9 protein-coding genes are annotated in these 19,408 nt (G+C 73.1%); 8 read left to right on the plus strand and 1 reads right to left on the minus strand.

Annotated elements, in window-relative coordinates:
• Window positions 1–186 precede the first annotated feature (186 nt).
• Window positions 187–2,082, plus strand: a complete 1,896-nt coding sequence (locus tag ACFVVA_RS18760) for an ABC transporter ATP-binding protein (RefSeq protein ID WP_387690841.1) — start codon at window positions 187–189, stop codon at window positions 2,080–2,082.
• Complete coding sequence (locus ACFVVA_RS18765; RefSeq protein ID WP_387690843.1) at window positions 2,079–3,926, plus strand: ABC transporter ATP-binding protein; 1,848 nt, start codon at window positions 2,079–2,081, stop codon at window positions 3,924–3,926. Before ACFVVA_RS18760 ends, ACFVVA_RS18765 begins: the two co-directional genes overlap by 4 nt.
• Window positions 3,927–4,096: 170 nt before the next feature.
• Here the strand turns inward: ACFVVA_RS18765 and glgP are convergent, their stop codons facing one another.
• Window positions 4,097–6,775, minus strand: coding sequence for an alpha-glucan family phosphorylase (gene glgP / locus ACFVVA_RS18770; protein ID WP_387690844.1), 2,679 nt, complete (start codon window positions 6,773–6,775; stop codon window positions 4,097–4,099).
• Window positions 6,776–7,878: 1,103 nt separating this feature from the next.
• Between glgP and ACFVVA_RS18775 the strand changes: the two genes are divergently transcribed.
• From ACFVVA_RS18775 to ACFVVA_RS18800, 6 genes are all read left to right on the plus strand, one after another.
• Complete coding sequence (locus tag ACFVVA_RS18775) at window positions 7,879–9,834, plus strand: alpha-1,4-glucan--maltose-1-phosphate maltosyltransferase (RefSeq protein ID WP_387690936.1); 1,956 nt, start codon at window positions 7,879–7,881, stop codon at window positions 9,832–9,834.
• Window positions 9,831–11,555, plus strand: a complete 1,725-nt coding sequence (gene treS / locus ACFVVA_RS18780; protein ID WP_380348689.1) for a maltose alpha-D-glucosyltransferase — start codon at window positions 9,831–9,833, stop codon at window positions 11,553–11,555. The genes ACFVVA_RS18775 and treS overlap by 4 nt, the downstream gene beginning before the upstream one ends.
• 250 nt (window positions 11,556–11,805) lie before the next feature.
• Window positions 11,806–13,296: a maltokinase gene (locus ACFVVA_RS18785; protein WP_387690846.1), complete on the plus strand. Its 1,491-nt coding sequence runs from the start codon at window positions 11,806–11,808 to the stop codon at window positions 13,294–13,296.
• 61 nt (window positions 13,297–13,357) lie between these two features.
• Window positions 13,358–15,796, plus strand: coding sequence for a 1,4-alpha-glucan branching protein GlgB (gene glgB, locus ACFVVA_RS18790; protein ID WP_387690847.1), 2,439 nt, complete (start codon window positions 13,358–13,360; stop codon window positions 15,794–15,796).
• Between the two features lie 182 nt (window positions 15,797–15,978).
• Entirely contained in the window at window positions 15,979–18,150 is a 2,172-nt protein-coding gene (gene pta / locus ACFVVA_RS18795) for a phosphate acetyltransferase (protein WP_387690849.1), read from the plus strand.
• Window positions 18,147–19,370: an acetate kinase gene (locus ACFVVA_RS18800; RefSeq protein WP_387690850.1), complete on the plus strand. Its 1,224-nt coding sequence runs from the start codon at window positions 18,147–18,149 to the stop codon at window positions 19,368–19,370. The genes pta and ACFVVA_RS18800 overlap by 4 nt, the downstream gene beginning before the upstream one ends.
• Window positions 19,371–19,408: the final 38 nt, after the last annotated feature.

Consider the following 19,408-nt stretch of genomic DNA (forward strand, 5'->3'; position numbering starts at 1 on the left):
CATCGGCCGATCAGCAGGGCGCTCGCAAGAGGCGCGCGGCGCACTCCTCCCCGCACGAACGGCCGCACGCGCCCCTCCCTTTCGCGCGCGCCCCGGCCGTTCGGGTGGCCGGTTCTCGGCGGGCCGCACCGACAGGGGCGAAAAACCGGATGAGAAGTGACGGGCTCTGTGCCTACCCTCACCGCGATGGCCGAGAACAGGCAGGACCACGACAACGCGCCCCAGGGAAGCCCCCGAACCGACGGCCCCGGGGAGCCGGACAGAACCGACGAACCCGACGGAACCGGCCGGACCGGACCCGGGCCGCGGCACTCCGCGGTCCGCTCCCTGCTGCGCCTGTGGCCGTACGCCCGTGCCGTCCGCGGCCGGCTGGCCGTCTCGGTGACGGCCGCGACGCTCGCCATGCTGAGCACCCTCGCCGTCCCGGTGATCCTCGGCCGGATCGTGGACGGCCCGCTCGCCGAGCGCGACCTCGCCGGCCTCTGGCCCCTGGTCGGCCTGCTGGTGCTCCTCGGCCTGGTCGAGTCGGCACTGTTCTACACCCGCCGGGTGGTGCTGGCCCGCCCGCTGGCCGGGCTGGAGACGGCGATGCGCGGGGACCTCTTCGCCAAGCTCCAGCGGCTGCCGGTCTCCTTCCACGACCGCTGGGGCTCCGGCCAGTTGCTCTCCCGGGCCACCGCCGACATGTACACCATGCGGCTGTTCCTGGCCTTCCCGCTGGTCTTCCTGATCGTCAACTCGGTGATGTTCCTGGCCGGCACGGTGCTGATGTTCACCCAGGACTGGCGGCTCGCCCTGATCGCCCTGATCCCGGTCGTCCCGCTGTTCGTGGTCACCCGGCGGTTCGAGACCGGCTACTCCGGCGCCACCCGGCGCGCCCAGGACCAGAACGGCGACCTCGCCACCGTGGTCGAGGAGTCCGTCCTCGGCATCCGCATCCTCAAGGCCTTCGGCCGCCACCGCTCCATGGCCGAGCGCTTCCGCGCCCAGTCCCAGGAGCTGCGCCGCACCGAGCTGCGCAAGGCGCACCTGCTCGCCAACCTGTGGGCGGTCACCGTCGGCCTGCCGGAGATCGCGCTGGGCTGCGCCCTCGCCGTCGGCGCCTACCTGGTGGCGAACGACGGCCTGAGCGCCGGCACCCTGGTCGCCTTCCTCTCCACCGCGCTCGCGCTGCGCTGGCCCGTCGAGTCGCTCGGCTGGCTGCTCGCCTACGGCAACGACGCGGCCACCGCCACCGACCGTTTCTTCGAAGTGATGGACGAGCCGGAGACCCCGGACCCGGGCACCGCCGCCGAACTCGCCACCGCGGACGGCATCCGCTTCACCGGCGTCCGCTTCCGCTACCCCGACGCCCCCGGGGACAGCCCCGACCTGCTGGCCGGCATCGACCTGCACGTCCGCAGCGGCGAGACGATGGCCCTGGTCGGCGCCACCGGCAGCGGCAAGACCACGCTCACCGCCCTGCTCCCCCGGCTGTACGACGCCACCGCCGGCACCATCACGCTGGACGGCCGGGACGTCCGCGAGCTGCCCCGGCAGCGGCTGCGCGAACTCGTCGCGGTCGCCTTCGAGGAACCCACCCTGTTCTCCGCCACCGTCCGGGAGAACGTCCTGATGGGCGCCCCGGGCGCCGGCGAGGAGCAGCTGCGCACCGCCCTCGCCACCGCCCAGGCCGGCTTCGTCGAGAAGCTCCCGCAGGGCCCGGACACCGAGGTCGGCGAGCAGGGGCTGAGCCTGTCCGGCGGCCAGCGCCAGCGCCTCGCGCTGGCCCGCGCGGTGGTCGGCGACCCGGCCTTCCTGGTGCTGGACGACCCGCTCTCCGCCCTGGACGTGCACACCGAGGCCCTGGTCGAACGGGCGCTGCGCGAGGTCCTCGGCACCACCACCGCCCTGGTGGTCGCCCACCGCCCCAGCACCGTGCTGCTCGCCGACCGGGTCGCGGTGCTGGCCGACGGCCGGATCGCGGCCGTCGGCACCCACCAGGAGCTGCTGCGCGACTGCGCGCACTACCGAGAACTGATGTCGGGCGAGGCCGCCCCGGTGCCCGAGGGCTCCCTCGCGTCGAATGGAGGGCACGCATGACCACCACCGCCGAACCCGTCCGGACCGGGCCCGCCGAGCCGGCCGAGGAGGAGCTGCCCGCGCCTCCCGCCGACGAGGAGGACATCCCCGTCCCGCCGGGTGCGCCCCGGGCGCTGCTGCGCTCGCTGCTCGGCCCGCACCGGGCCCGGATCACCATCGCGATGGTGATCATCCTGGTCCAGCAGGCCGCGCTCCAGTCCGGGCCGCTGCTGGTCGCGGTGGCGATGGACCGCGGCATCCCGGCGCTGCGCGAGCACGACTCCGGCCCGCTGATCGCGGTGGTCGCGGCCTACCTGTTCTGCGCGCTGCTCAGCCCGGTGCTGCAGTGGGCGTTCATCAAGATCAGCGCCCGGGTCAACCAGGACATCGTGCTGGAGCTGCGCGGCCGGATCTTCCGGCACGCCCAGCGGCTCAGCCTGGACTTCCACGAGCGCTACACCTCGGGCCGGATCATCTCCCGCGCCACCAGCGACATCGACGCGCTGCGCGAGCTGCTCTCCGAGGGCCTGCAGGAGCTGCTGACGGTCTTCCTGTCGGTCTGCTACATCTCGGTGCTGCTGCTGGTGCTGGACTGGCGGCTCGGCCTGGTCTCGCTGGCGGCCTTCCTGCCGCTGGCCCTGATCGCCCGCTCCTTCCGCCACCGCTCGCGCCGGGTCTACCGGCGCTCGCGCACCGCGGCGGCCTCGCTGATCGTCCGCTTCACCGAGACCATGAACGGCATCCGTCCGGTGCAGGCCTTCCGCCGCGAGAAGGCCAACGACGCCGCCTTCGCCGTGGTCAACCAGCAGTCCGCCACCGCGACGGCGGACGGCCTGCTGGAGATCGCCCGCTACGTCGGCCTCTCCCGCGCCACCGCCAACCTGTGGACCACCGGCGTGGTGCTGCTCGGCGCCTACCTGGTCGTGGACGACGCCCTGGAGCTGGGCGTGCTCACCGCCTTCGCGCTCTACCTGCGCCGGCTCTTCGACCCGATCGACCAGCTGGCGATGTTCCTGAACAGCTACCAGTCGGCCGCCGCCGCCCTGGAGAAGATCTCCGGCCTGCTCGCCCACGAGCCGACCGTCGCCGAGCCGGCCGAGCCCGTCGAGCTGCCCCGGGCCGACGGCAAGGGCCGGGCGGTGGCCTTCGAGGGCACCCGCTTCGCCTACCGGACCGGCAAGGAGGTGCTGCCGCCCTTCGACCTGTCGATCCCGGCCGGGCAGACGGTGGCGGTGGTCGGCGCGACCGGCGCGGGCAAGTCGACGGTCGCCAAGCTGCTGGCCCGCTTCTACGACCCGACCGACGGCCGGATCCGGCTGGACGGCGTGGAGCTGCGCGACCTGGCCACCCCCGAGCTGCGGCGCGGGGTGGTGATGGTCACCCAGGAGTCCTTCCTGTTCTCCGGCACCGTCGCCGAGAACATCGCGATCGGCCGACCCGGCGCCACCCGCGCGGAGGTCGAGCAGGCCGCCCGCGACATCGGCGCGTACGAGTTCATCGCCGCCCTCCCGGACGGCTTCGACACCGACGTGCGCAAGCGCGGCGGCCGGATTTCGGCCGGCCAGCGCCAGCTGGTGGCCTTCGCCCGCGCCCTGCTGGCCGACCCGGCGGTACTGATCCTGGACGAGGCGACCAGCTCGCTGGACGTCCCCGGCGAACAGGCCGTGCAGCGGGCGATGCGCACCGTGCTGGCCGGCCGGACGGCGGTGATCATCGCCCACCGGCTCTCCACCGTGGAGATCGCCGACCGTGTCCTGGTGATGGATCAGGGCCGGATCGTGGAAGATGGCTCCCCACAGGAGCTGATCGACGGCTCCGGCCGTTTCGCCGCCCTCCACCGGGCCTGGCGGGACAGCCTGGTCTAGGGTCCGGCTCCGGGCCCCCATGAATGTGCCCGCCCGGGTGCGCCGTCACGCACCCGGCCGGGCCTCCCCACTTCCCGACCGGACCTACGGGCCCGGCCGCGGCCGCGGTTCACGGCCGCCCCGCGGGCCGCCGCCGTCCTCGCCGGGACGCACGGCGGCCGCCCGCGAGGTCAGCGCAGCAGTCCGGCGTCCATCCCGGCCGACTCGGCCGGCAGGGCGACCAGCCCCAGCTCGGCCGGCGAGGCCAGCCGGGGGTGCGCGGGCAGCACCCGGACGGTGTAGCCGAACGGGCCGGTCCGGCACAGCTCCAACGAGCCCTCGTAGCGGGTGCGGCCGTCCAGGTCCGGCCCGCCGACCGGCTTGAGGGCGAGCAGGCAGGCGTCCGAGATGCGGTCCCGTTCGTCCACCCGGCCGGAGACCGCCTGCACCTCGACGTCGCCCGGTTCCAGCGTCCCGAGCGCGACCTGCACCCGCAGCGCCAGCGAGCTGCCCAGCTCCTGCGCCTCGGCCGGGCAGTCCGCCTCGACGTGCTCGACCCGGACGGCCGGCCACGCCTCCCGGACCTTCGCCTTCCAGACCGCCAGCTCGCGGGCGCCCGTGAACCGCCCGGCCGCGGGCTGCCCCGCCAGCTCCCGCTGGGCCTGCGCCGCCGGGGCGTACAGCCGTTCGACGTACTCCCGGACCATCCGCCCGGCCAGCACCTTGGGCCCGAGAGTGACCAGGGTGTGCCGGACCATGGCGATCCACTGCTGCGGCAGCCCGTCGGCGTCCCGGTCGTAGAACCGGGCGGCGACCTGGTTCTCGATCAGGTCGTAGAGCGCGGCCGCCTCGATGTCGTCGCGCCGCTCGGCCTCGCCGCTGTCCGGGTCGAGCGCCCCGCCGCTCTCGTCGGCGGTGGGGATCGCCCAGCCGTTGCGGCCGTCGAACCACTCGTCCCACCAGCCGTCCAGGACGGACAGGTTGAGGCAGCCGTTGAGCGCGGCCTTCATCCCGGACGTGCCGCAGGCCTCCAGCGGGCGCAGCGGGTTGTTCAGCCAGACGTCGCAGCCCGGGTAGAGGCGCTGGGCCATCGCCATGTCGTAGTCCGGCAGGAAGACGATCCGGTGCCGCACCGCCGGGTCGTCGGCGAAGGCGACCAACTGCTGGATCAGCCGCTTGCCGCCGTCGTCGGCCGGGTGGGCCTTGCCGGCGACCACGATCTGCACCGGCCGGGTGGGGTGCAGCAGCAGTCCGCGCAGCCGCTCCGGGTCGCGCAGCATCAGGGTGAGCCGCTTGTACGAGGGCACCCGGCGGGCGAAGCCGATGGTGAGCACGTCGGGGTCGAGCACCGAGGAGACCCAGCCGAGCTCGGCCGCGCCGGCCCCGCGCCGGCGCCAGGAGGCGTGCAGCCGGCGGCGGGCCTCCTCCACCAGCTGGGCCCGCAGGGTGCGCCGCAGCTCCCAGACCTCGGTATTGCCGATGCGTTCCAGTCCGCTCCAGCGCCGGGTCTCGCCGGTGGTCATCGCCTCCTCGGCGCGCTCGGCGCCGAGTTCGGCGGCGCCGAGCCGGACCACCGCCGGGTCGATCCAGGTGGCGGCGTGCACGCCGTTGGTGACCGAGGTGATCGGCACCTCCGCGGGGTCGAAGCCGGGCCACAGGCCGTTGAACATCGAGCGGCTGACCTCGCCGTGCAGGGTGGAGACCCCGTTGGCGCGCTGGGCGAGCCGCAGGCCCATGGCGGCCATGTTGAAGAGCTTCGGGTCCCCGTCGGGCCAGCTCTCGGCGCCGAGCGCGAGCACCTGGTCGACCGGTACGCCCGGCAGTGTGGCGTCGCCGCCGAAGTGGCGGGCGACCAGCTCGCGGTCGAAGCGGTCGATGCCGGCCGGGACAGGCGTGTGGGTGGTGAAGAGGGTGCCGGCCCGGACGGCCTCCAGGGCGGCGGCGAAGTCGAGGCCGGCCCGGCCGTCGGCGATCAGTTCGCGGATGCGTTCGACGCCGAGGAAACCGGCGTGGCCCTCGTTGGTGTGGAAGACGTCGGGGGCGGGGTGCCCGGTGAGCCGGCAGTAGGTGCGCACCGCCCGGACGCCGCCGATGCCGAGCAGCATCTCCTGGAGCAGCCGGTGCTCGCTGCCGCCGCCGTACAGCCGGTCGGTGACGTCCCGCTCGGCGGGCGAGTTGGCCTCGATGTCGGAGTCGAGCAGCAGCAGCGGGACCCGCCCGACCTGGGCCTTCCAGATGTGGGCGGCCAGGGTGCGGCCGCCGGGCAGGGCGAGGTCGACCCGGCCGGGGGTGCCGTCGGCCTCGCGCAGCAGGCTGACCGCGAGTTCGTCCGGATCGAGCAGCGGATAGCGCTCCTGCTGCCAGCCGTCCCGGCTCAGGGACTGCCGGAAGTAGCCGTGCCGGTAGAACAGGCCGACGCCGATGACCGGCACGCCGAGGTCGCTGGCGGCCTTGAGGTGGTCGCCGGCCAGGATGCCGAGTCCGCCGGAGTACTGGGGCAGCGCGGCGGCGATGCCGTACTCGGGCGAGAAGTAGGCGATCGCGGCGGGCAGCGGGGCGGCGTCGGACTGCTGCCGGTTCTGGTACCAGCGGGGGCCGGTGAGGTACTCGCGCAGGTCGTCGGCGAGGTCGCCGAGTCTGCGCAGGAAGCGCCGGTCCGTGGCGAGTGCGGCCAGTCGGGCGGCCGGGACCTCCCCGAGCAGCCGTACCGGGTCCTCGCCGGTCGCGGCCCAGACCTCCGGGTCCACGGACCGGAAGAGGTCCCTGGTCTCGGGGTGCCAGGACCAGCGCAGGTTGAGGGCCAGCTCGTGCAACGGCTGGAGTTGTTCGGGCAGGACGGTGCGGACGGTGAATCTGCGGATTGCCTTCACGGCGTGAAGCGTAGCCTCGGCGGTCGGCCCGACAGTGCGTCAAGTGGGCTATTGGGCATCCGTTCGGGCTATTGATGAGATCGCATTCGGCGCATTGGTCTGCACGAGGGGCGCGCGAGGCGCACATTTCGGGGGCCCGCGCTACCAATACGTGAACTCTTCGGTACGACTCCATTTCCGGGGGCCCGTCCACCCGGGAGAAGGCCCGAAACTACTGTCGTACCGCTGCAAAAACCTTGTCGCCGGTGCGAGGATGACCGAAGGTCGTTGGTGCTGTGGGGAGAGCGACGACGGGTGGCGTCCCCCGCGAAGCAGCACGTCCGAATCCTTTTCGTGTTGGCCGTTCCCGTCCTTCTTAGCCCATTCGGCGCTCACCGCGCACGGACGCGTGTCCTGACGCCCGGCCCGCTCGTTCACGGGTGGACCGGGTCGGCCGGGGCGCGGCCCGCGCAGGCGTGCGCCGGGACGCACACGGGCTCCGGGGCGTCCCACCACCGGCTCGGCGGGCGCCGGGCAGGTTGCCGGGAACAGCGGCGCGGGCAGGCTCCGGTGGCACGTCCTCCCCACCCAGCAGTCCTCCGGTACTCCCCCGGCCCGACCCCGGCCCGCGGGGAGCTGCCGCCGATCTCGGGCAGGAGCTTGGCATGCACGGCGACACGCGGGACCAGTCCACACCGATGGCCGAAGGCCTCGACGCAGCGGTCGCGGAATCCGCCGGACGGATGGATTCTGACACTCGGACAGATCCGGCGATGCCGGCGCCGAGGGCGTCCGGGGCGGTCGGTGGCGGATCCTCCGAAGCCCAGCCCCCCGCGGCACAGCCCTCCGCGACCCGACACCCCGGGAGCGAGGAGGACCGGACCGCGGCGCCCCGCCGGCGCACCACCACGCGCCGCACCACCGCCACCGCGTCGGCCACCACCCCGAAGGCCGGCACCGGGGCCGATCCCGCGCCGCGCCGCCGGACGGCCGCGGCCGAGGCGCCCGCAGAACCGGCGACCGCCCGCCGGACCGCGGCCGAACCCGCCGGGAGGACCGTCGGCAAGGCCGCCGCCAAGCCCTCCACCAAGCCCTCCGCCCGCAAGACGACAGAGAGCGACACCGTGATCGGCCGCATCCCCGTCCTGGACGTCAGTCCCCTCGTCGACGCCGGCCGCCGCCCGGCCAAGGCCGTCGTCGGCGAGACCTTCCCGGTCACCGCGACCGTCTTCCGCGAGGGCCACGACGCCGTCAACGCCAACGTGGTGCTGCGCGACCCGCGCGGCCGCAGCGGCCCGTGGACGCCGATGCGCGAACTGGCCGAGGGCACCGACCGCTGGGGCGCGTACGTCACCCCGACCGCACCCGGGCGCTGGTCGTACCTGGTGGAGGCGTGGAGCGACCCGGTCGCCACCTGGCGCAAGGCCGCCGCGGTGAAGCTGCCCGCCGGGATCGACACCGCGCTGGTCCTGGAGGAGGGCGCCCGGCTGCTGGAACGGGCCGCGGCCGGGGTGCCCAAGAAGGAGGGCCGCGCCGACCTGCTGGCCGCCGCCGACGCGCTGCGCGACCCGACCATGCCGCCGCTGTCCCGGCTGGCCGCCGCGCTCGCCCCCGAGGTGCTCGACGTGCTGGTCCGTTATCCGCTGCGCGAGCTGCTCAGCGCCTCCCGCCCGCTGCCGCTCCAGGTGGACCGCGAGCGCGCGCTGTTCGGCTCCTGGTACGAGTTCTTCCCCCGCTCGGAGGGCGCCGTGGTGGACCCGGCCGGCGTCGAGCCGCCGCGCCCGGGCAACCTGCGCACCGCCGCCGAGCGGCTGCCGGCCGTCGCCGCGATGGGCTTCGACGTGGTCTACCTGCCGCCGGTCCACCCGATCGGCCGAGCCTTCCGCAAGGGCCCGGACAACACCCTGACGGCCGGTCCGCACGACGTCGGCTCGCCCTGGGCGATCGGCTCCCCCGAGGGCGGCCACGACGCGGTCCACCCGGACCTCGGCACCATCGAGGACTTCGACCACTTCGTCGCCGAGGCCCGGGCGCTGCACCTGGAAGTGGCGCTGGACTTCGCCCTCCAGTGCTCCCCCGACCACCCCTGGGTGAACAAGCACCCGGAATGGTTCAGCCACCGCGCGGACGGCACCATCGCGTACGCCGAGAATCCGCCGAAGAAGTACCAGGACATCTTTCCGGTCAACTTCGACCAGGACATGGACGGAATCGTCAAGGAAACCATCCGGATCCTCCGGTTCTGGATGTCCCACGGCATCCGGATCTTCCGGGTCGACAACCCGCACACCAAACCGGTGGCGTTCTGGGAGAAGGTGCTCGCCGACGTCGCCCGGACCGACCCCGACGTCGTGTTCCTGGCGGAGGCCTTCACCCGCCCGGCGATGATGCACACCCTGGCGAAGATCGGATTCCACCAGTCGTACACGTACTTCACCTGGCGCACCACCAAACCGGAACTCACCGAGTACCTCACCGAACTCACCGGTGACGCCGCCGCCTACATGCGGCCCAACTTCTTCGCCAACACCCCGGACATCCTGCACGCGTACCTCCAGCACGGCGGCCGGGCCGCCTTCGCGATCCGCGCGGTGCTCGCCGCCACCCTCGCCCCCAGCTACGGCGTCTACGCCGGCTACGAGCTGTACGAGGACGAGCCGGCCCACCCGGGCTCCGAGGAGTACCTCCACTCGGAGAAGTACGAACTGCGCCCGCGCGACTGGAGCCGCACCGACACCCTGGCCCCGCTGCTGACCGTGCTGAACCGGCTGCGCCGCCGCCACCCCGCCCTCCAGCAGCTGCGCGACCTGCGCTTCCACCCCACCGACAACGACCAGGTGCTCGCCTACTCCAAGACCGCGACCACCCCCGAGGGGCTCACCGACCAGGTCATCACCGTGGTGAACCTCGACCCGCACCACGTCCAGGAGGCCACCGTCACGCTGGACGGCGACGGCCCGTACGCGGTGCACGACGAGCTCACCGGCGCCGTCTTCACCTGGGGCCGGCACAACTACGTCCGGCTCGATCCCTCAGCCGAGCCGGCTCACCTCCTCACGGTTCGGAGGAACCCAGCGTGACAGTGAACGAGCCCGTCCCCGACACCTTCCCCGAGACCTCGAAGAAGACGCTCGACCCCGACTGGTTCAAGCGTGCGGTCTTCTACGAGGTGCTGGTGCGGTCCTTCCAGGACAGCAACGGCGACGGGGTCGGGGACCTCAAGGGGCTCACGGCCAAGCTCGACTACCTCCAGTGGCTCGGGATCGACTGCCTCTGGCTCCCCCCGTTCTTCGCCTCGCCCCTGCGCGACGGCGGGTACGACGTGTCCGACTACACCTCGGTACTGCCGGAGTTCGGCGACCTCGCCGACTTCATGGAGTTCGTCGACGCCGCCCACGCCCGCGGCATGCGCATCGTCATCGACTTCGTCATGAACCACACCAGCGACCAGCACCCGTGGTTCCAGGCCTCCCGGACGGACCCGGACGGGCCGTACGGCGACTTCTACATGTGGGCCGACGACGACAAGCAGTACCCGGACGCCCGGATCATCTTCGTCGACACCGAGACGTCCAACTGGACCTACGACCCCGTCCGCAAGCAGTACTTCTGGCACCGCTTCTTCTCGCACCAGCCGGATCTCAACTACGACAACCCCCGGGTCCAGGACGAGATGATCGCCGGGCTGCGGTTCTGGCTCGACCTCGGCATCGACGGCTTCCGGCTGGACGCCGTGCCGTACCTGTTCGCCCGCGAGGGCACCAACTGCGAGAACCTGCCGGAGACCCACGAGTTCCTCCAACGGGTCCGCAAGGAGATCGACGCCAACTACCCGGACACCGTGCTGCTCGCCGAGGCGAACCAGTGGCCGGAGGACGTCGTCGACTACTTCGGCGACTTCGCCTCCGGCGGCGACGAGTGCCACATGGCGTTCCACTTCCCGGTGATGCCGCGGATCTTCATGGCGGTGCGCCGGGAGTCCCGCTACCCGGTGTCGGAGATCCTCGCCAAGACCCCGCAGATCCCCGGCGGCTGCCAGTGGGGCATCTTCCTGCGCAACCACGACGAGCTGACCCTGGAGATGGTCACCGACGAGGAGCGCGACTACATGTACGCGGAGTACGCCAAGGACCCGCGGATGCGCGCCAACGTGGGCATCCGCCGCCGGCTCGCCCCGCTGCTGGAGAACGACCGCAACCAGATCGAGCTGTTCACCGCCCTGCTGCTCTCCCTGCCCGGCTCCCCGGTGCTCTACTACGGGGACGAGATCGGCATGGGCGACAACATCTGGCTCGGCGACCGGGACGGCGTGCGCACCCCGATGCAGTGGACCCCGGACCGCAACGCGGGTTTCTCCTCCGCCGACCCGGGCAGGCTCAGTCTGCCGCCCATCATGGACCCGGTGTACGGCTACCAGGTGACCAACGTCGAGGCGCAGCAGAGCAGTTCGAGTTCGCTGCTGCACTGGACGCGTCGCATGATCGAGATCCGCAAGCTCAATCCGGCGTTCGGCCTCGGCGGCTACGCCGAACTGCCCTCCAGCAACCCCGCCGTACTGGCCTTCGTGCGCGAGCACGAGGGGGACCTGGTCATGTGCGTGAACAACTTCTCGCGGTTCGCGCAGCCGACCGAGCTGGACCTGCGGCAGTACGGCGGGCGGTATCCGGTCGAGCTGATCGGTGGGGTGCGCTTCCCGTCGATCGGCGAGTGGCCCTACCTGCTCACCCTGGCCGGGCACGGCTTCTACTGGTTCCAGCTCCGGCAGCCCCCGCGCCTGAGCGGGACCAGGCGATCGAAGTAACGATCCGCCGCACGCCGCACACCAGCGTGAACAGCACCATCAGACCCTCCGGGGGCGCGAGTTGAACCCCGCGCCCCCGGAGTTCTCTGCACCACCGCGTACGGAGAACAGCCCAACGGCCACCCACACGAAGGCGTGACACCCGAGCCGTGCTCGCGTGCCGCGACCGCCGCGCCGCCGCAATCCGGAAGACTGACGGACCCGGCCACGACCCGTCGGGCAGTCCGCGTGCTTCCGGGGAAAGGGAGCCATGTCCGAAACCTCCCGTTCTCAAGCCCACCTCCAGGACGGCGCCCCCGCCGGTTCCGCCGCCGCGGCGGGCACCCGGGGCGCCGGGGTCCGGAGAACCGCCCTGGGCGTCAGCGAACTCGTCCAGGCGGCCCTGCCGCTGATCGCGGCGTGGCTGCCCACCCAGCGCTGGTACGCCGGCAAGGGGCGGCCCATCACCGGCCTCACCCCGGTGGTCGGCACCCCGCTGCAGGTCGGCGACCCGGCCCTGCTCCACCTGTTGCTACGGGTCGAGCACGCCACCACGGCCGGCGCCCCGCACGGCGACATCTACCAGCTGCTGCTCGGCATCCGCTCCGGCGGGCTCGGGGACATCGAGCCCGGCGCCGTACTCGGCCGGCTCAGCCAGGGCCCGTACGACGGCGCGACCCTCTACGACGCGGTGCACGACCCGGAACTCACCGGGAGACTGCTGGAACACCTGGCCACCGGCGACCGCTTCGGCGCGCTGTCCTTCCGCCGCACCCCCGGCTCGGGGCTGCCCGCCAACCTCCCCGGCCGCGCCTCCACCGCCGAGCAGTCCAACAGCTCGGTCATCTACGGCACCTCGTACATCCTCAAACTGTTCCGCCGCATCCACCCCGGCACCAACCCCGACCTCGAACTCTCGCTCGCACTCTCCCGGGCCGGGTCCACCCGCATCCCCCGGGTCGCCGCCTGGTTCGAGAGCCGGATGGAGCGCGCCGAGCCCGCCACCCTCGGGCTGCTGCAGCGCTACCTGCCGGACGCCGAGGACGGCTGGGAACTGGCCCTCGACCAGGTCGGCCGGCTCAAGGGCGACCGGTCCCCGGGCAACTTCGCCATCGAGGCGCACCGGCTCGGCCGGGCCACCGCCGAGGTGCACCGGGTGCTGGCCCGCTCGATGCCGGTCGCCCGGCTCGACCGCACCCAGACCGGACGCCTCGCCGGCGCGATGGCCGACCGGCTGGACAGCGCCGTGGCCGCCGTCCCCGGGCTGCTGCGCTTCCGGGCCGCACTGCGCGCCGCCTTCCAGCAGCTCGCCGACGCCCACCCGGACGGTCTGCCGGTCCAGCGCATCCACGGCGACCTGCACCTCGGACAGGCGATGCGCACCCCGCACGGCTGGGTGCTGCTGGACTTCGAGGGCGAGCCGGCCAAGTCCGTCAACGAGCGCCGCGAACCGCAGCCCGCCCTGCGCGACGTCGCCGCGATGCTGCGCTCCTTCGACTACGCGGCCGCCCACCTGCTGGCCGGCGGCCCGGTCGACCCGGAGCTGGCCCACCTGGCCGCCGCCTGGGCCCAGCGCAACCGCACCGCCTACTGCGCCGGCTACACCGCCGGCGGCGGCGCCGACCCGGCCGCCTCGCCGGAGCTGATGCGCGCGCTGGAGATCGACAAGGCGGTGTACGAGGTGGTGTACGAGGCCCGGCACCGGCCGAGCTGGCTGCCGATCCCGCTGGCCGCGATCAACCGGCTGGCCCTGTCCGTCTGACCCCCCGCTTCCTGTACCGCCCGCAGGAGTTCGCCCACCCCCGTCGCAGGAGGACCCCGCCGTGACGCCGATCGACCCGACCGGCCGCCCCACCCGCACCGTACCGGCCACCTTCCTGGCCGGACCGCTCCCAGCCGAAGGGCGGGCGGCCGAAGGGCGCGCCGGCCACGACCGCGAAGCGCGCCGGGCGACCGAGGAGAAGGACGCCGGGACCGCCTCCGAGCCTCCGCCCACCCCCCGGCCCGCCCCCCGGTCCGCCGCCGGAGAACCCCGGGAGGCCGGACGCCCGGCCCCCTCCGGGGCGCTGCGGCTGCCCGAGGCACCGCTGCCGCCGTCCGAGGTGGACCGGCTGGTCGGCGGGCAGCACCACGACCCGCACGCCCTGCTCGGCGCACACCCGGTGCTCGGCGGCACCGCGATCCGGGTGCTGCGCCCGTTCGCCGAACGGGTGGTCGTGGAGACCACCCAGGGCCCGGCCGAACTCACCCACCAGCAGGGCGGACTGTTCACCGGCCTGGTGGCCGGCGGCGACCCGCCGGACTACACCCTGCTGGTGACCTACCCCGACGGCGAGCCGCTGCGCCAGCACGACGGCTACCGCACCGCGCCCACCCTCGGCGAACTCGACCTGCACCTGATCTCCGAGGGCCGGCACGAACAGCTGTGGCGGGCGCTCGGCTCGCACCTGCGCACCGTCGACGGGGTGGCCGGCACCGCCTTCGCGGTCTGGGCGCCGAACGCCGCCGGGGTACGGCTGATCGGCGACTTCAACCACTGGAACGGCACCGGGCACCCGATGCGCTCGCTCGGCTCGTCCGGGATCTGGGAGCTGTTCGTCCCCGGCCTCGCCGAGGGCGCCACCTACAAGTACGAGGTGCACACCCGGCAGGGCTGGGTGCTGGACAAGGCCGACCCGCTCGCCCGGGCCGCCCAGTGCCCGCCCGGCACCGCCTCGGTGGTCACCTCCTCCGACCACACGTGGCAGGACGGCGAGTGGATGGCCCGCCGGGCCCGCTCCGCGCACCACCGGGCACCGATGTCGGTGTACGAGCTGCACCTGCCGTCCTGGCGCCCGGACCTCACCACCTACCGCGCCATCGCCGAGGAACTGCCGCGCTACCTCCAGGAGTTGAACTTCACCCACGTGGAGTTCATGCCGGTGATGGAGCACCCCTTCGGCGGCTCCTGGGGCTACCAGGTGTCCGGCTACTACGCCCCCACCGCCCGGCTCGGCGGCCCCGACGACTTCCGCCACCTGGTGGACACCCTGCACCGGCACGGCATCGGCGTGATCGTCGACTGGGTGCCCGCGCACTTCCCCAAGGACGACTTCGCGCTCGCCCGCTTCGACGGCGAGCCGCTGTACGAGCCGGCCGACCCGCTGCGCGCCGAGCACCCGGACTGGGGGACGCTGGAGTTCGACTACGGCCGCAAGGAGGTGCGCAACTTCCTGGTCGCCAACGCGGTGTACTGGTGCGAGGAGTTCCACATCGACGGCCTGCGGGTGGACGCCGTCGCCTCGATGCTCTACCTCGACTACTCCCGCGAGGGCGGCGACTGGACGCCCAACCAGTACGGCGGCCGGGAGAACCTCGACGCGGCCTCCTTCCTCCAGGAGATGAACGCCACCGTCTACCGCCGCTGCCCGGGCGTGATCACCATCGCCGAGGAGTCCACCGCCTGGGACGGGGTCACCCGGCCCACCGACGCCGGCGGCCTCGGCTTCGGGCTGAAGTGGAACATGGGCTGGATGCACGACTCGCTGGTCTACATCTCCAAGGAGCCGGTGCACCGCAAGTACCACCACAACGAGATCACCTTCTCGATGGTGTACGCCTACTCGGAGAACTACGTCCTGCCGATCTCCCACGACGAGGTGGTGCACGGCAAGCAGGCGCTGGTCTCCAAGATGCCCGGCGACTGGTGGCAGCAGCGCGCCAACCACCGCGCCTACCTCGGCTTCATGTGGTCCCACCCGGGCAAGCAACTGCTCTTCATGGGGCAGGAGTTCGCCCAGGGCGCGGAGTGGGACCACGAGCAGGGCCCGCAGTGGTGGGTGCTCGACGAGCAGTGGCCGGCCCACCGGGACCACCTCGGGGTGCGCCGGCTGGTCGGCGACCTCAACCGGTGCTACCTCGACACCCCGGCGCTGTGGGAGCTGGACACCGTCCCGGACGGCTTCCGCTGGCTCGACGGCGGCGCCGCCGAGGACAACCTGCTCTCCTTCGTCCGGTACGCGGCCGACGGCTCGCCGCTGGTCGCGGTCTGCAACTTCTCGCCGGTCGTCCGGCACGGACACCGGGTCGGCCTGCCCCGGCTGGCGGGCCGCGAGCAGCTCTGGGAGGAGGCACTGAACACCGACGCCGAGGAGTACGGCGGCAGCGGCGTCGGCAACTCCCACCCGGTCAAGGCCGAGCCGGTGGAGTGGGACGGCCAGCCCCGCTCCGCCGAACTGGTCCTCCCCCCGCTCTCCACCGTCTGGCTCCGCCCCGCCCGCTGAGCGCCGCGCGGCCTGGGGCCGCGCACGACGAGGCCCCGGTTGCCCGCCCCACCGGGCGGGCACCCGGGAGGGACCTCCGCCCCTTGCCCGAACCCCGCCGCTCTGCTCGCGGACGGCCGTTCGGGGTGCGAAGGTATGGTCGATATGACCACTTTCCGAGACGACGGGACGGAGACACCCACGTGGCGCGCAGCGTGTACGTGACCGGTATCGACCGGGGGGACGGCCGCCAGGCGGTCGAACTCGGGGTCATGGAACTGCTCACCCGCCAGGTGGACCGGGTCGGGGTGTTCCGCCCACTGGTGCACGCCGCCGCGCCCGGGCGGCCGGGCTCCGACCACGTGGTCGAGCTGCTGCACGGCCGCTACCGGATCGACCTGCCGAGCACCGAGCTGTACGGCCTCACCTACGAGGAGGCGGCCACGCTCCAGGCCGCCATGGGACAGGACGAGCTGGTCTCCGTCCTGGTCGACCGCTTCCACGCGCTGGAGCGGCGCTGCCAGGCCGTGCTGGTACTCGGCACCGACTTCTCCGACACCAGCATCCCGGACGAACTGGCCTTCAACGCCCGCCTGGCCAACGAGTTCGGCGCCGCCGTGCTGCCCGTGGTCGGCGGGCACGGCGCGGACGCCGAGACGGTCATCGCCGAGGTCCGCAACGCCCACCGGGCGTACACCGACCTCGGCTGCCAGACCCTCGCGATGATCGCCAACCGGGTCTCCCCCGGCGCCGAGCAGCGGATCCGGCACACCCTCACCGAGAAGCTGCCGGTCCCCGCCTACGTCATCCCGGAGGAGCCGGCCCTGGCCGCGCCCACCGTCGCCCAGCTGGTCGAGGCGACCGGCGCCGAGGTGCTGATCGGGGACGCCGCCGGCCTCGCCCGGGACGTGCGCGGCTACGTCTTCGGCGGCGCCATGCTGCCGACCTTCCTGGACGCGCTGACCGAAGGCGCGCTGGTGGTCACCCCCGGGGACCGCGCCGACCTGGTGATCGGCTCACTGGCCGCGCACGCCGCCGGCGCCCCGCCGATCGCCGGCGTGCTGCTGACGCTCGGCCAGCACCCCGGCCCCAACGTGATGGCACTGGCCGCCCGGCTCGCCCCCGGCACCCCGGTCGCCGTCGTCCCCGAGGGCAGCTGGCCCACCGCCGCCCATCTGACCCACCTGGAGGGCAAGCTCACCCCGGCCAGCCCCCGGAAGGCCGAGATCGCCCTCGGCCTCTTCGAACTGCACGTCGACACCGCCGAGTTGACCAACCTGATCGAGGTCGGCCGATCCGATCGGGTCACCCCGATGATGTTCGAGCACGAGCTGCTGGAGCGCGCCCGGGGCGCCCGCCGGCACGTCGTCCTGCCCGAGGGCACCGAGGAGCGGGTGCTGCGCGCCGCCGAGATCCTGCTGCGCCGCAACATCTGCGACCTCACCCTGCTCGGCGAGGTGGACGCCGTCCGCCGCAAGGCCTCGGCCCTGAGCATCGCCCTCCCGGACGCGGGCACGGCCCCCGGCCACCAGGCCGGGGGGAACCCGGCCGCCGACCGGGCCCAGGTGCGGATCGTCGACCCGGCCACCAGCCCGCTGCGCCGCCAGTTCGCCGAGCTGTACGCGAAGCTGCGCGCCCACAAGGGGATGACCGTCGAACTGGCCCTGGACGTGGTCACCGACGTCTCGTACTTCGGCACCCTGATGGTCCAGGAGGGCATCGCGGACGGCATGGTCTCCGGCGCCGCGCACTCCACCGCCGCCACCATCCGGCCCGCCTTCGAGGTGATCAAGACCTCGCCGGGCGCCTCGATCGTCTCCTCGGTCTTCTTCATGTGCCTGGCCGACCGGGTGCTGGTGTACGGCGACTGCGCCGTCAACCCGGACCCGGACGCCCAGCAGCTGGCCGACATCGCCATCCAATCGGCCGCCACCGCCGCCCAGTTCGGGGTGGAGCCGCGGGTCGCGATGCTCTCGTACTCGACCGGCACCTCCGGCTCCGGCGCCGACGTCGACAAGGTCCGCAAGGCCACCGAGCTGGTCCGCGAGCTGCGGCCGGACATCCTGGTCGAGGGCCCGATCCAGTACGACGCGGCGGTGGACGCCCACGTCGCGGCCACCAAGCTGCCGGGCTCCCCGGTCGCCGGGCGGGCCACCGTGCTGATCTTCCCGGACCTCAACACGGGCAACAACACCTACAAGGCGGTCCAGCGTTCGGCCGGCGCGGTCGCGGTCGGGCCGGTGCTCCAGGGGCTGCGCAAGCCCGTCAACGACCTCTCCCGCGGGGCGCTGGTGCAGGACATCGTCAACACCGTCGCGATCACCGCCATCCAGTCCCAGGACCGCACACCGGACAGCAAGGAGCCGCAGGCATGAGTGGAGGCACCCGCGTTCTCGTGCTGAACGCCGGCTCCTCGTCGGTGAAGTACCAGCTGATCGACATGCTGGACGGGGCCAAGCTGGCCGCCGGACTGGTCGAGCGGATCGGTGAGACCGGCGGGCGGCTGGTGCACACCCCGCGCGGCGGCAAGGCGCGCGAGACCGTCCAGGTCTTCCCGGACCACGCCGGCGCGCTCAAGGCCGTCGCCGAGGAGCTGGCCGCCGACGGCCTCGGGCTGGACTCCCCCGAGCTGGCCGCGATCGGCCACCGGGTGGTACACGGCGGCCTGCGGTTCACCGAGCCGACCGTGATCACCGACGACGTGCTCCGGGAGATCCGCCGGCTGATCCCGGTCGCCCCGCTGCACAACCCGGCCAACATCACCGGCATCGAGGTGGCCCGCGCGCTGCGCCCCGACCTCCCCCAGGTGGCCGTCTTCGACACCGCCTTCCACGCCTCGATGCCCGAGTACTCGGCCCGGTACGCGATCGACAAGGCCGTCGCCGACCGGCACCGGGTGCGCCGCTACGGCTTCCACGGCACCTCGCACCAGTACGTCTCGCGGGCCACCGCACGGCTGCTCGGCAAGGACCCGGCCGAGGTCAACGTGATCGTGCTGCACCTGGGCAACGGCGCCTCCGCCTCGGCGGTCGCCGGCGGCCGCTGCGTGGACACCTCGATGGGCCTGACCCCGCTGGAGGGCCTGGTCATGGGCACCCGCTCGGGCGACATCGACGCCGGCGTGGTGTTCCACCTGCACCGGGTCGGCGGCCTCTCCGTGGACGAGATCGACGACCTGCTCAACCGCCGCAGCGGCCTGCGCGGGCTGTGCGGCGAGAACGACATGCGCGAGATCATGCGCCGGGCCGACGAGGGGGACGCGGACGCGAAGCTGGCCTTCGACTCGTACGTCCACCGGCTGCGCAAGTACATCGGCGGCTACTACGCGGTGCTCGGCCGGGTGGACGCGATCGCGTTCACCGCCGGCGTCGGGGAGAACGCGGCGCCGGTGCGCGCGGCGGCCACCGCGGGACTGGAGGAACTGGGCATCGCCGTCGACCCGGAGCTGAACTCGGTGCGGTCCGGCGAGGCCCGGATCATCTCGCCCGAGTACGGCCGGGTGGCGGTCGCCGTGGTGCCCACCGACGAGGAGCTGGAGATCGCCCGACAGGCCTTCGCCCTGGTGCACCGGGAACGCCGGGAGTCCGAGGACTGACACGGAACCGTCTCACTCCTCGGAACTTTTCGTCGGCG

Origin of the sequence: Kitasatospora sp. NPDC058048, assembly GCF_042885555.1 — a bacterium.
GTDB classification, from domain to species: domain Bacteria; phylum Actinomycetota; class Actinomycetes; order Streptomycetales; family Streptomycetaceae; genus Kitasatospora; species Kitasatospora lactacystinica.

Coding starts and splice junctions, on each gene's coding strand:
- ACFVVA_RS18760 (WP_387690841.1), top strand. CDS start 187: ATGGCCGAGAACAGGCAGGACCACGACAACGCGCCCCAGGGAAGCCCC.
- ACFVVA_RS18765 (WP_387690843.1), top strand. CDS start 2,079: ATGACCACCACCGCCGAACCCGTCCGGACCGGGCCCGCCGAGCCGGCC.
- ACFVVA_RS18785 (WP_387690846.1), top strand. CDS start 11,806: ATGTCCGAAACCTCCCGTTCTCAAGCCCACCTCCAGGACGGCGCCCCC.
- ACFVVA_RS18800 (WP_387690850.1), top strand. CDS start 18,147: ATGAGTGGAGGCACCCGCGTTCTCGTGCTGAACGCCGGCTCCTCGTCG.